The 12,888-nt window shown below is 61.6% G+C and carries 13 protein-coding genes; 1 reads left to right on the forward strand and 12 read right to left on the reverse strand.

All coding sequences use genetic code 11. From position 1 onward, the window contains the following. Window positions 1-64 precede the first annotated feature (64 nt). From phnN to phnF, 9 genes are read right to left on the reverse strand one after another with little or no spacing between them, the layout of a single operon-like run. On the reverse strand, window positions 65-601 hold the full coding sequence (gene phnN, locus FHW04_RS11230; protein ID WP_089562010.1) for a ribose 1,5-bisphosphokinase: 537 nt from the start codon (window positions 599-601) through the stop codon (window positions 65-67). After that, the gene (gene phnM, locus FHW04_RS11235) at window positions 601-1,737 is read right to left on the reverse strand and encodes an alpha-D-ribose 1-methylphosphonate 5-triphosphate diphosphatase (RefSeq protein WP_089562009.1); all 1,137 of its coding nucleotides are present in this window, start codon (window positions 1,735-1,737) and stop codon (window positions 601-603) included. The genes phnN and phnM overlap by 1 nt, the downstream gene beginning before the upstream one ends. After that, window positions 1,734-2,447 (reverse strand): phosphonate C-P lyase system protein PhnL, encoded by a 714-nt coding sequence (phnL, locus tag FHW04_RS11240; RefSeq protein WP_031377909.1) that lies wholly within the window; start codon window positions 2,445-2,447, stop codon window positions 1,734-1,736. Before phnL ends, phnM begins: the two co-directional genes overlap by 4 nt. After that, on the reverse strand, window positions 2,448-3,209 hold the full coding sequence (gene phnK / locus FHW04_RS11245; RefSeq protein ID WP_031377908.1) for a phosphonate C-P lyase system protein PhnK: 762 nt from the start codon (window positions 3,207-3,209) through the stop codon (window positions 2,448-2,450). Then, window positions 3,199-4,047: an alpha-D-ribose 1-methylphosphonate 5-phosphate C-P-lyase PhnJ gene (locus FHW04_RS11250; RefSeq protein ID WP_046288242.1), complete on the reverse strand. Its 849-nt coding sequence runs from the start codon at window positions 4,045-4,047 to the stop codon at window positions 3,199-3,201. Before FHW04_RS11250 ends, phnK begins: the two co-directional genes overlap by 11 nt. Then, a complete protein-coding gene (locus FHW04_RS11255; protein WP_089562008.1) occupies window positions 4,040-5,116 on the reverse strand; it encodes a carbon-phosphorus lyase complex subunit PhnI in 1,077 nt (358 codons plus the stop codon). Before FHW04_RS11255 ends, FHW04_RS11250 begins: the two co-directional genes overlap by 8 nt. After that, window positions 5,116-5,691 carry a phosphonate C-P lyase system protein PhnH gene (gene phnH / locus FHW04_RS11260; protein WP_031377906.1) on the reverse strand — a complete coding sequence of 192 codons (576 nt, stop codon included), beginning with the start codon at window positions 5,689-5,691 and terminating at the stop codon, window positions 5,116-5,118. The genes FHW04_RS11255 and phnH overlap by 1 nt, the downstream gene beginning before the upstream one ends. Further along, on the reverse strand, window positions 5,691-6,137 hold the full coding sequence (phnG, locus tag FHW04_RS11265; RefSeq protein ID WP_031377905.1) for a phosphonate C-P lyase system protein PhnG: 447 nt from the start codon (window positions 6,135-6,137) through the stop codon (window positions 5,691-5,693). The genes phnH and phnG overlap by 1 nt, the downstream gene beginning before the upstream one ends. Continuing rightward, window positions 6,137-6,850: a phosphonate metabolism transcriptional regulator PhnF gene (phnF, locus tag FHW04_RS11270; protein ID WP_089562007.1), complete on the reverse strand. Its 714-nt coding sequence runs from the start codon at window positions 6,848-6,850 to the stop codon at window positions 6,137-6,139. Before phnF ends, phnG begins: the two co-directional genes overlap by 1 nt. Window positions 6,851-7,188: 338 nt before the next feature. Between phnF and FHW04_RS11275 the strand changes: the two genes are divergently transcribed. After that, a complete protein-coding gene (locus FHW04_RS11275) occupies window positions 7,189-9,378 on the forward strand; it encodes a putative bifunctional diguanylate cyclase/phosphodiesterase (RefSeq protein WP_089562006.1) in 2,190 nt (729 codons plus the stop codon). A 21-nt stretch (window positions 9,379-9,399) separates the two neighbouring features. On the opposite strand, the gene biuH is transcribed toward FHW04_RS11275, so the two are convergent. Genes biuH through FHW04_RS11290 form a run of 3 tightly spaced genes read right to left on the reverse strand, consistent with a single transcriptional unit; the run spans window position 9,400 to window position 12,816 of the window. Then, window positions 9,400-10,086 carry a biuret amidohydrolase gene (gene biuH / locus FHW04_RS11280; protein WP_046288241.1) on the reverse strand — a complete coding sequence of 229 codons (687 nt, stop codon included), beginning with the start codon at window positions 10,084-10,086 and terminating at the stop codon, window positions 9,400-9,402. Next, complete coding sequence (locus FHW04_RS11285) at window positions 10,079-11,383, reverse strand: purine-cytosine permease family protein (RefSeq protein WP_046288240.1); 1,305 nt, start codon at window positions 11,381-11,383, stop codon at window positions 10,079-10,081. Before FHW04_RS11285 ends, biuH begins: the two co-directional genes overlap by 8 nt. Beyond that, window positions 11,380-12,816, reverse strand: coding sequence for an amidase (locus FHW04_RS11290; RefSeq protein WP_046288239.1), 1,437 nt, complete (start codon window positions 12,814-12,816; stop codon window positions 11,380-11,382). The genes FHW04_RS11285 and FHW04_RS11290 overlap by 4 nt, the downstream gene beginning before the upstream one ends. Window positions 12,817-12,888: the final 72 nt, after the last annotated feature.

Raw genomic sequence — 12,888 nt, forward strand, 5'->3', positions numbered from 1 at the left:
TGATACGCCTCCGGTCGCTGAAGTCGATGCCGGACTGTCTCCGCGCTGCCAGCAAAGGTCTGTTTCATTGATGCGTCTCCAGCAGCTGTCGAAGTTGCTGTACCGTGCGGTCCAGCGCCCCGTCATTATTGAGCAGCAGACACCCGTCCGGCTGGGGCTGGGCAGCACGCGCCAGCCGCCGGGCGATCGCCGCGTCATCTTCCCGTCCCCGCTGACGCAGCCGCACCGCCAGCACCGACGGTGTCACCTGCAGACAGAGCGGCAGCAGCTGCGACCCGAATCGCGCCTGTGCCTGCGCCAGATGCAGCCGCGAGCCGTTAACCACCACGTTCTGACCGCGCTGCAGCCAGCTTTCCACTTCAGTACCGATGCCGTAATGAAACCCGTGCGCCTGCCAGCTGACCGCGAACAGCCCCAGCGCGGCACGCCGGGCGAACTCCGCCTCACTCAGCGCCACATGGTTTTCACCGCCAGCATCGGCGGCGCGGGTGATGTAGCGATGGGCAATCAGCAGCCGTGCCGGCGGGGCATCGCGCAGCGCATTCAGCAGGCTATCCTTGCCCGATCCGGACGGCCCGATTAACCAGATAAGGCGCGCCATTAATAGACCTGCCGGCCTTTGCTCCAGACGTGGCGCACGTGCGGGTGACCGTGGGCGGTATGCGCCAGCACCAGATCGGCGCGGCAGCCTTCTGCAATCACGCCGCGATCTTCCAGTCCCAGCGCCCGCGCCGGATTACAGGTCACCAGCGCGATAGCCTGCGCCATGCCAAGGCTGTTGCGCTCATCCGCCGCCAGCCGGAACGCCGCATCCAGCAGGCTGGCCGGGTAGTAATCTGACGACAGGATATTCAGCAACCCGTGTGACGCCAGCTCCCAGGCGGCGACGTTGCCGGAGTGCGAGCCGCCGCGCACGATGTTTGGCGCGCCCATCAGCACCTGCATATTGCGATAACGCGAGGCGCGGGCCGCCTCCAGCGTGGTCGGGAACTCGGCGATACGGCTGCCCGCCGCATGTGACTCCTCAACGTGCGCCGCGGTGGCATCGTCGTGGCTGGCGATGGCGATGCCATGCTCACGGCACAGCGCAGCAATCGCCTGGCGGTTAGGCTGAGACCAGGCAGCCGCCAGCGTGAGCTGGTCATGCTCGAACAGGTTCATCTCCTGATCGTTGAGCTGATATTTGCCCTGATAGTACTCGCGATATTTTTCCAGCGAGGCGTACTGACGCTGCCCCGGTGAGTGATCCATCAGCGATACCAGCGCCAGTTCCGGCGTCCCCATCAGCGCCTCAAACAGCGGCAAGGTGGTCGGATGCGGCAACTCACAGCGCAGGTGCAGCAGATGCTCGGCGCGGTTCAGCCCTTTACGATTGCTGTCGCGGATGGCGTCGATCATCTTGCTGAGATTCTCCAGCCGGTGCCCGCCGTCGCGCACGTCTCCGACGCCAATCGCATCCAGCACGGTGGTAATCCCGCTGGAAACCATCAGCGCATCGTGGCTGCTCATCGCCGAATGGGCCGGCCAGTCCACTTTGGGCCGGGGAGTGAAAAACTTGTCGAGGTTATCGGTGTGCAGCTCCACCAGCCCCGGCAGCAGCCAGGCGCCCTCGCCGTCCAGCGCGCCCCGCTGCTGACTGGCGGTTTCGCTGAAGCTGCTGATGCGGTCGTCACGGAACTCCAGCGATCCGGCGACCACCTCGTTTTCCAGCACCAGTCGGACGTTATTAATGATCATGCTTGTGCTCCTGTGGCGATCGGTTGCATCAGGTGCAGCCGATCGGCCACCCGGTCGCGCACCGCTTCATCGTGGAAAATGCCGACAATGGCGGCACCGCGGGCGCGCGCCTGTTCAATCAGTCCGACCACCGCGTCACGGTTAACACTGTCGAGTGAGGCAGTCGGTTCATCCAGCAGCAGCACCGGATAGTCGGCGATAAAACCGCGCGCGATGTTAACCCGCTGCTGCTCACCGCCGGAAAAGGTCGACGGGGCCAGCGACCAGAGACGCTCCGGCACGTTAAGCCGGCTCAGCAGCTCACGGGCGCGCTTTTCACAGAAGGCGCGCTCGACGCCGCGCTCCAGCAGCGGCTGCATCACAATCTCCAGCGTCGGCACCCGCGGAATAACCCGCAGGAACTGGCTGACCCAGCCGACCGTATCCCGCCGGATGGCGATGATCTGCCGCGCCGTCGCCTGCGCCATATCGATCAATTCGCCCTGATGCTGCAGCCGGATATGGCCGCTGTTGGGCTGATAGTTGCCGTACAGCGCCCGCAGCAGAGTCGATTTACCGCTGCCGGAGTGGCCCTGCAGCACCACACATTCGCCCTGACTGACCGTCAGGCTGGCGTTCTGCAATACCGGCAGCGCAGCGCCGTTCTGGTTATGCAGCACAAAGGTTTTACACAGATTCTCAACCTGCAACATGGGGGTGTGAGTCATCATTTAATTGAGCACCGAAGAGACCAGCAATTGCGTGTAAGGATGATGGGGATCGTCAAGCACCCGATCGGTTAATCCGCTCTCCACCACCCGCCCCTGCTTCATCACCAGCAGCCGGTGCGCCAGCAGTCGCGCCACCCCGAGATCGTGGGTGACAATCACCACCGCCAGATTAAGTTCCCGCACCAGCGTGCGCAGCAAATCCAGCAGTCGCGCCTGTACCGACACATCCAGCCCGCCGGTCGGCTCATCCATAAACATCAGGCGTGGCTGGGTCACCAGGTTGCGGGCAATCTGCAGACGCTGCTGCATCCCGCCGGAAAAGGTGGTCGGCAGATCGTCGATACGGTTAGCGGCAATCTCTACCGCCTGCAGCCAGCGGCTGGCTTCGGCACGGATATCGCCATAGTGGCGCTGGCCGACCGCCATCAGCCGTTCGCCGATATTGCCGCCGGCGCTGACCTGCGGCCGCAATCCGTCCAGCGGATGCTGATGCACCACGCCCCATTCGGTGCGCAGCAGACGACGGCGATCGCTTTCGCTCATCTGATAGAGGTCGCGTCCCTGATAAAGAATGCTGCCCTGTTGCGGCGTCAGACGCGCCGACAGGCTGTGCAGCAGTGTGGTTTTGCCGGAGCCGGACTCGCCGACAATGCCCAGCACTTCGCCCGGATAGAGATCAAAACTGACCTGTTCGAACCCTTTGCCCGGCGCATAAAGATGGGTGAGCTGGCTGACCGCAAGCAGCGGCTGATCACTGTGCATGTTGCTGTTCCTGCTGCTGATGGCAAAAGTCGGTGTCGGAGCAGACAAACATCCGCGTTCCCTGATCGTCCATCACTACCTCGTCGAGATAGCTGTGGCGCGAGCCGCACAGCGCACAGGGTTCATCCCACTGCTGAACGGTGAACGGATGGTCGTCGAAGTCGAGACTTTCTACTTTGGTATAGGGCGGTAAGGCGTAAATGCGCTTTTCGCGGCCGGCACCGAACAGTTGCAGGGCCGGCATCATGTGCATTTTCGGGTTATCGAATTTGGGGATCGGCGATGGGTCCATGACATAACGATCGTTGACCCTGACCGGATAGGCATAGGTGGTGGCGATATGACCGTAGCGGGCAATATCTTCATACAGTTTGACCTGCATGATGCCGTACTCCTCCAGCGCGTGCATGGTCCGGGTTTCGGTTTCACGCGGCTCGATAAAGCGCAGCGGCTCCGGGATCGGCACCTGGAAGATCAAAATCTGGTCCTCTTCCAGCGGCGTTTCCGGAATGCGATGCCGGGTCTGGATCAGCGTGGCATCGGCGGTACGTTCGGTGGTCGCCGCCCCGCTGACCCGCTGAAAAAAGCGACGAATCGACACCGCATTGGTGGTGTCATCTGCACCCTGATCGATCACCTTCAGCACATCCTGATCGCCAATCACGCTGGCGGTGATCTGAATGCCGCCGGTGCCCCAGCCGTAAGGCATCGGCATTTCCCGTCCGGCAAACGGCACCTGATAGCCAGGGATCGCCACTGCTTTGAGGATCGCGCGGCGGATGGTGCGTTTGGTCTGCTCATCCAGATAGCCGTTGTTATAACCGTGGAGTTCAGCCATGGTTGCGCTCCTGATGATCCTGCCGCAGCCGTTTCAGCAGTTCCAGCTCGGCCTGGAAATCGACGTAGTGCGGCAGTTTGAGGTGGGAGACGAAGCCCGCGGCTTCGACGTTATCGGCGTGCGACAGCACAAACTCTTCATCCTGCGCCGGGCTGGTGATGCGTTCCTGCTGCTCACGGCTCTGCAGCGCCCGGTCAACCAGCGCCATCGCCATCGCTTTGCGTTCGGCGCGACCAAACACCAGACCGTAGCCGCGGGTGAAATGCGGCGCGCTGTCATCGCTGTGGGCGAAGCCGTTGACCATTTCGCACTCGGTCAGCAGCAGTTCACCGATCTCCAGCTCAAACCCCAGCTCTTCCGGGCAGATGCTGACGCTGAGATAGCCGGTACGGATCTCACCGGCAAACGGGTGGGTGCGACCATAGCCGCGCTGGGTTGAATAACCGAGCGCCAGCAGAAAACCTTCATCACCGCGCACCAGTTGCTGTAACCGGGCGGCGCGTGAGGCAGGAAAGCTCATCGGCTCGCGGGTGATATCGGTCGGTTCGCTGCCGTCATCCTCTTCACGCACCGCCAGCCCTTCATCGCTCATCATGCTGAACATGTGCGGACAGGCGGCGTCCAGTGCCCGATCGTCACGTGGCGATGCCGGCGTTTCACCGTTGGCCAGCAGCGTAAAGTCGAGCAGACGGTGGCTGTAGTCATAGGTCGGTCCCAGTACCTGGCCGCCCGGCAGATCTTTGTAGACCGCCGAGATACGCCGCTCGATACGCATCGATCCGGTCGCCAGCGGTCGGCTCTCCGCCAGTCGTGGCAGCGTGGTGCGATAGGCGCGCAGCAGGAAGATCGCCTCCACCAGATCGCCGCTGGCCTGCTTGATCGCCAGCGCCGCCAGTTCCGGATCGTAAATTCCACCTTCAGTCATCACCCGATCGACCGCCAGACCGAGCTGCTGTGCCACCTGATCGCAGCCCAGTTCGGCGACATCCCGATCGCCGCGCCGCAGATCGGCCTGCAGTTGATGGGCGTGGGCAATCGCCTTTTCGCCCCCTTTTACCGCAACATACATCAGCACACCTCCACAAGCGTGGTGCGCGGCACCGCCATCATCGCTTCGCCACAGGTAAAAATCAGATCGACGCCCTGCGGGAACGGATGTGGTCGGCTGCGCAGATAGGCCAGCACGCTTTCCGGCAGCTGCGGCGCAATGGCGCGGGTTTCACGCAGGCCCGGTCCGGAGAGGCGCAGCGTCAGGCCGCCATTCAGCGACGGCACTTCAATAATCAGGGTGGTGCTCTTTTCCGGTGCCAGATTATCACCGGCGGCAAAATGGGCCGGATCGGGATGTGAGCTGGCATGACTGAGCGCGAAAGGCGCATCCTGTTGCGCAGTAATCGGCGCGCCGGTATGGAAGCGCAGGTTATTGCGCAGCTGTTCGTTATCGATCTGCGCATCCAGCCAGACCGGGCTTTCCTGATCGACCAGCGTCAGTAACAGTGCGGTGGCGGCAGGCGACAGTGCGCCCCAGCCCTGTTGCAGCGGCAGCGACACCATCACGCCAGGTTCGCTCATCGCCTTGAGGATGCGACGAAATGCGCGCTGTGCATCCGCCACCGGATGGTTAAAACTTGCCAGTAAAGTCATCAGTTATCTCCGCGTACCAGCGTAAAGAAGTCCACTTTGCTGCTGGCAATTTCACGCGCGCGCAGCTGACGCTGCTCATCACGCCATGCCGCCAGCGGGGTAATAATTTTCTCTTCCAACAGCGTCCGGGTTTCCGGCTGCTGTAACAGGGCATCGAGTAAGGCGCAGCGCTCGGCATGGGCTTTGTCACGTCCCAGGATGTAGCTGTAGCCCAGCGTCCCGTCGCTGAGCTGCACCACCGCGCGCGTCACCGTCGCATCCCCCATCACAAAGCGTTTACCGGTCGCGCCCATCCGCGCCTGCAGCCGGGTCAGGCCGATCTCTGCCGGACGAATCAGGGTGAACGCTGGCTGGAGGTTAAGCGCCTGCCAGTGCGCGTTAAGCTGTGCCGCGCTGCTGTGTGCCAGCACTGAAAGCCAGCGCTGGCGGGCCGTTTGCTGTTCCATTAATGCTCCAGAGTCAGTTCAATCATGTCGCCGCGCGTCAGGCTGACCGAGTATTCGGCCATCGCACCGTCACGGGTTTTATTCAGCGTCCGCACGCAGAGCAGCGGCGAATGCAGCGCGATTTCCAGCTGCTTGCACTCTTTCGCCTGCGCTCGCCGGGTGCTGATGCGGGTCTGGGTACGCACCAGCTGTTTGCCGGTGTGCTTGTCGAGGTAATCGTGCAGCGAACCGCTGTTAAAATGCTGCAACTGCGGCCACCAGCTGAGATCGGCAAGGAAATGGTTGATGACACACAACGGCACGCCGTTGGCACGTCGCAGAGTGCGCAGGTGAATGACGTTGTCGCCCTCTTTGATGCCCAGTGCGCTGGCGACGTCCTGGCTGGCCGGACGCAACACCGCCAACAGCCGCTCGCTGGTCGGGTGACTGCCCTGCTCCATCAGGTTCTGGCTAAAGCGCGCCTGAGCGTGCAGCGGATAGTCATAAGGCCGCATCAGCACCAGAATGCCGACGCCATGACGGCGTTGCAGCAGCCCTTTGTTCACCAGTTCATCCACCGCCCGGCGCAGGGTATGGCGGTTAACTTCATAGTGATCGGCCAGTTGTTGCTCGGAGGGAAGATAGTCGCCACAGCGGTAGCGTTGCTGTAGCGCCTGTTCGAGTTGTGCAGCGACGGCCTGATAGACAGTGGTCGGATGTCTGGATAACTCCATCACGATGAAATCCTCACGGGTTACAGAGTGGGGACGCAGCGAAAAGTCACTGCGGGATGGCATTACCTTGACCGGATCAGATGACAGAACCGTGACGGAGGAGTGAAGGAGAGGTGAATTTGGGGGATGGGGGCACATCAAAAAACCCATCACCCATAAGCCTGACTGGATTAAATCCCCTCAAGCCATCTTTTCCTTTCTGTCACAGCTGCTCCTGCTTCCCTCACCTTCACCGCAAAAACCATCGCCGGCTTCACTGTGCGTGAAGGTTTGTGTGGAAGACCCGTTACCGTCTGCTAGTTTTTAAGCTGTACTCCTGCTGCAGAGAAAAAATAAAAATGATAAACAGCCTTAAACTTTCTGGCGATTTCCGCCGCAGTTTTCTGCGTGAAGTGCTGGTGCCGCTGGTGGCGATTCTGCTGCTGACCTTTGGCGGCGCGGGCACAGCGCTGTTCATTGGCACCTCTCTGACCAACGCCGAGGCCCGGCAACAGCAGCAGCGGATGATTGAAGCCTCTTTCTCCCAGAGCCTGGACGAACATCTGCGCCAGCTACGCAGCCTGTCGCGCTGGCGGCCGCTTCAGCAGTATCTGCTGGATCAGGATACCGCGCCGGGCTGGCTGGATGAGAACATTGGCAACTGGCTGTTTGAGATGTTTGGCCATCAGCTGATTCTGGTGCTGGACCCGCAAAACCAGATCGTCAGGGTATGGCGTGATGGCCAGCCGGTCGCGCCAAAGCAGGAAGCCACACTGATTAACGACATCCTGCAAAGCCCGGTGGTTCAGAGTCGGGGCCGTGAGGATAAGGTCGATTATGCCCGCTTAGCTGGTCGTGCAGCCGCGCTGGCGGTCGGTAATATTCAGCGCGACAGTGATGCCCTGCCGCGCTTCCGGCTGGTCAGCCTTAAGTTCCTCGACGATGGCTATCTGGCCAGCCTGGCCGAACGCAACCAGCTAAAAGGACTGCACTTCTCCAACGGGACGCCGCAGCCCGGAACCGAAGCGCGCTACCTGCTGATTGCGCAATCCGGTGATGCGGTCGGCTACCTCAACTGGGTGCCAGCCCGTCCCGGCGCGCAGATGTTGCGCACGATCGGCCCGTCAACCGGTCTGGCGGTGCTGGCGATCTCCCTGCTCTGCCTGTATATGGTGCGTCGCCTCTGGACCTCGTCGATCACTCTGTCGCAGTCGATGCTGAAGCTGGGCGCGTCTGAGGCGCAGGCGCAGCATCTGGCGTTTCACGATGTGCTGACCGGTCTGCCCAATCGTGCGCTGGTAGAAGATCGTCTGACTCAGGCTCTGGCGCTGGCCACGCGTCACGATCAGCGGGTGGCGCTGCTGCTGATCGATCTGGATCGTTTTAAAGCGATCAACGATACCCATGGCCATCATGCCGGTGACGAGCTGATCATTGCCGTGGCGCAGCACCTGAGCCGGATGGTGCGCGCCAGCGATACCGTCGGGCGGATCGGCGGCGATGAGTTTATCGTGGTGATGCCAGAAGTAGAGACGCTTTCCCAGGCGCAGGGGCTGGCGCAGCGCATCATCGACCAGCTCAGCCAGCCGTTTACGCTGTTTGGCAGTGAGGTCTGGAGCGGTGCCAGCATCGGTCTGGCGCTGGCCCCCAAAGATGGCGTTGATCGGCTGGAATTAATGCGCAAAGCGGACATTGCGCTGTACGAAGCCAAAAGCGGCGGACGCGGTAAATATCGACAGTTTGAACGGGCGATGGATGAGTCGGTGCGTACCCGTCAGACCATCGCCGCTGACCTGCGCAGCGCGCTGCAACGCCAGCAGGGGCTGGAAGTCTGGTATCAGCCGCTGATGGACATTGGCGGTCAGCAGATGGTCGGCGTCGAGGCGCTGCTGCGCTGGCATCATCCGACCCGTGGCCTGGTGGTGCCCGGCGAATTTATTGCGATTGCCGAAGAGACCGGGCTGATTATTCCGCTCGGAGAGTGGGTGCTGGCGGAAGCCTGCGCCACCCAGCAGCGTTTTCCCGGCCTGATGGTGGCGGTCAACGTCTCGCCGGTGCAGTTTCGTGCCACCGGCTTTGTTGAACGGATGACTGAAATTGTCCGGCAGCACGGCGGCGATCCGATGTGGATTGAGCTGGAGATCACCGAAGGAGTGTTGATCGAAGATGAGCAAGAGGCGCGCGCCATCATTATCGCGCTACGCGAGGCGGGTTTCCGCATCGCGCTGGATGATTTTGGTACCGGCTACTCAAGCCTGAACTATCTCAGCCACTTCCCGGTCGATAAGATCAAAATTGACCGCTCGTTTACGCAGTCGCTGGGCGTAGCGGATAATTCGGTCGCCATTATTGAGTCAGTGGTTAAGCTGGGACATGCGATGGGCCTGATGGTGACCGCCGAAGGCGTTGAGACGCCAGGCCAGATGTCAGCGCTGGCAGATGCGGGCTGTAATCAGCTACAGGGTTATCTGTTCAGTCACGCGGTTCCGGTCGATCAGCTTGCCAGTCTGGTTGAGGCCAGCCCACAGCGCGATGCGCGGCAGAGCTGACCGTCTGCGGGCCGCTGTGGGTTATCCGCCGAGGCTATCCAGCAAGGCAGCCGAACTGGCAACCGCGCCAAAAATCCCGCCCTGCATGTGGATCATACTCAGCGCCGCTTCATGATGTCGCCGCTCGGTGGCGGCGCAGCAGTCAGACAGCACCAGACATTCAAATCCGCGATCGTTGGCTTCACGCAGCGTGGTGTGCACGCAAACATCAGTGGTGATGCCGCTGAGGATCAGATTGCGGATGTTGCGGCTGCGCAGGATCAACTCCAGATCGGTGGCGTAAAACGAACCTTTGCCCGGTTTATCAATCACCACCTCGCCCGGTAGCGGCGCCAGTTCCGGGATAATCTCCCAGCCGGGTTCGCCTCGTACCAGAATACGACCGCACGGCCCGGCATCACCGATGCCCGCCTTCATCCGTCGCGATCGCCAGTGCTTATTGGCCGGCAAATCGCTGAGGTCCGGCCGATGCCCTTCGCGGGTATGGATGATCGGAAACTGTCGGGCGCGCATCGCCGCCAGCACCTGCTGCAACGGCGCAATCGGGGCACGGGTCAGCGCCACATCGTAACCCATAGTATCGACGTAGCCGCCAACGCCGCAAAAGTCAGTTTGCATATCAATCACCACCAGCGCGGTATCGGCCGGGCTGAAACCGCCGTCAAACGGCCAGGCGTAAGGCACAGAGTTGACGCTGTAATCAGGCATTTTTATTCTCCATCACCGGCTGCGGCGCACGCGCCCGGCTAATCAGGCTGTAACTGAGGGCGGCGGTCACCAGGCCAATCACCGCCTCACCAAATTGCGGAAAGGCCAGATGAGCGATGACCGCGCACAGGCTGCCGATCGCCCAGGCCGCAAAGGCGGTAGCGCGAAAACGCTGTGACGGTCGCTGCTCGCTGATTTTCGCCATAAAAATCAGATCAACAATCATCACTGCGCCAAACGGCGGCACCACAATCCCCAGCAGACTCAGCCATTCAAGGAAGTAAGACCAGACGCCGGCCAGCGCCAGCGCCCCGCCAATCGCGCCCAGAATCAGCGTCCAGAGGCGCATTTTGCTGCTGAACAGATGGCTGAAACCCACTGCGCCGTTATACAGGCAGTGGGTGCAGACCGAGCCGAGGTTGATGAACACGAACAGGCAGGCCACTACCGATAAAAAGGCGCTGTGTCCCATCAGCATCGGCAGAAAGTTGCCGCCATTGGTCAGCGGATCGACCGCCGCGCCGACCGCGACGATCACCACCCCAAACAGATAGGAGATCACATTCGCCACCGGAAAGGCTGAGAATGCGGCGATCACCGCGGAACGGCCATTTTTCGACCAGCGGGTAAAGTCGGCGGTCATGGTGCCGGAGTCGGCAAAGCCAGCTACCACCATGGTGACGGCGGTGCCCATACTCATCGCGCCCGCCGCACTGGCGCTGCCCTGCCAGTGGGTGACGGTTGTGAAATCATGCTGCTGGCTAATCAGCCAGAGCGCCACCCCGCCCAGCACCACAAACAGCGGCGCGGCGATCATCCCCAGTACCGACAGCGCACGCACCCCGAGAAAGGTAATGGCGGTATAAAGCACCATGGCAAAGGCGGTAACCGCCAGCGCATTCCAGCCAAAGGTCTGATTAATTACCGTGCCGGTCAGCCCGGTCTGAAACGCGTACCAGCCAATCACCACGGTCGAGAGAAAGCCGGAGACCAGAATGTAACCTTTACTGCCAAAAGTGCGGCGCGCCTGTAAGGCAAAGTTCATCCCGCTGTTACCGGCGTACCAGCTCAGCGCGCCGACGTAGGCGAACAGCACCAGATTACCGAGCAGAATGGCGATCAGCGCCGGCCAGAAGCCCAGGTGCCAGGTGATGATGCCGCCGAATAGCGCATTGGTCAGGATCATCGGAAAGCCGAACCAGACTGCCGAGACGGAACGGGTGGAGTGGCGGTGCGTTAGCGGCACCGGCTGATGTTCAAATTCCTGTTCTAATGCAGGTGCAGAGGCGTTTTTCATTGGGCGATTCCAGGTTGGAGGTGGTTCCACGGCTGAATGCGCTCGAAAGCCGCGCTGGCAGCCAGCACTAAAGCATCATCAAGATGCCGTCCGACAATTTGCAGTCCCACCGGCAGGCCACTGGCGGTGAAACCGGCCGGCACCGAGGCCGCTGGCTGGCCGGTGAAGTTGAACGGGAAGCAGAACGACAGCCAGTGATCGCTGCGTACCATGCGGCCATCGATGATTTCCGGCCCCTGCATACCGAGCGCGAACGGCGGCACCGCCAGCGTCGGGGTGATCAGCAGATCGTAGCGCTGCATAAAACGCCACAGGCTATTGCTGACCGCTTTGCGGGTGGTGATGGCGTCGGTAAAGGTTTCGGCCCGCCAGTCGCGCTGTAGCATGGCGACCAGGTGCGGCGACATCCGATCGCCCTGCTGCTCCATCATCCTGCGCATCCCACTAAGATCGCTTTCCATCGCCACCAGCGCACCAAATGCCGCCGAGGGATCGCTGAAACCAGGATCGGCCAGCTCCAGCTCTGCGCCGATTTCCGCCGCAAAACGCTGCGCGGCGCCACTGACCACGGCGCGGACCTCAGGATCGACCGCCACGTAGCCAAAATCGGCGCTAAAGGCGATGCGCAGTTTTTCGACCGGCTGATCGGGCGCGCCCAGCCAGTCAACGTCGCTACAGGGAATCGAGTGGCGATCGCGCATATCCGGGCCAGCCATCAGCGACATCATCAAGGCGGCGTCGCGTACCGTGCGCGTCATCGGGCCAATGTGCTCCAGCGATTCCCAGCTCGAGACGCCCGGATAACGTTCATCGCGACAGCCGGGCCACAGCGGGACGCGTCCCATTGAGGCTTTGAACCCGTAAATGCCGCAGTGAGCCGCCGGAATGCGCACCGAGCCGCCGCCATCACTGCCAAGGGCGATCGGACAGAGCCGCGCCGCCACTGCCGCGCCCGATCCGGCACTGGAGCCGCCAGGTGTCTTCGTCAGATCCCACGGATTGCGGGGCGACGGGAACAGAGGATTGTGTCCGACGCCGCTATAACCAAACTCCGGCGCGGTGGTTTTGCCCAGCAGAATGGCATCGGCTGCCAGCAGTCGCTCGACCGTAATATCGTCGTCGTCAGGAATAAAATCCTGATATGCAGCCGAACCCGAGGTGGTACGTACGCTGGCGGTGCAGATCAAATCCTTTACCGCCAGCGGCACGCCTGCCAGCGCACCCAGCGTTTCACCGCGTGCCCTGCGGGCATCCAGCGCTTTTGCCTGTGCCAGCGCCCGATCCGGCGTCGGCGTACAAAACGCCTGAATGTCAGGCTCCCGCCGCGCCATACGCGCTAGCGCGGCCTGAGTCAGTTCGCTGGCCGAAACGTCACCGCTGCGGATCATCGCCGCCAGGGTGGTCGCATCTTCATCTAATAAGGAGTCAAACATGGTCTACCTCGCCAGTAACATCGCTGATGAGTAAGTGCAGGAAGCGTGCCAGAAAGCGGTGAACGGACCGGT

This window comes from Pantoea sp. AN62, assembly GCF_050432985.1.
GTDB lineage: Bacteria > Pseudomonadota > Gammaproteobacteria > Enterobacterales > Enterobacteriaceae > Pantoea > Pantoea brenneri.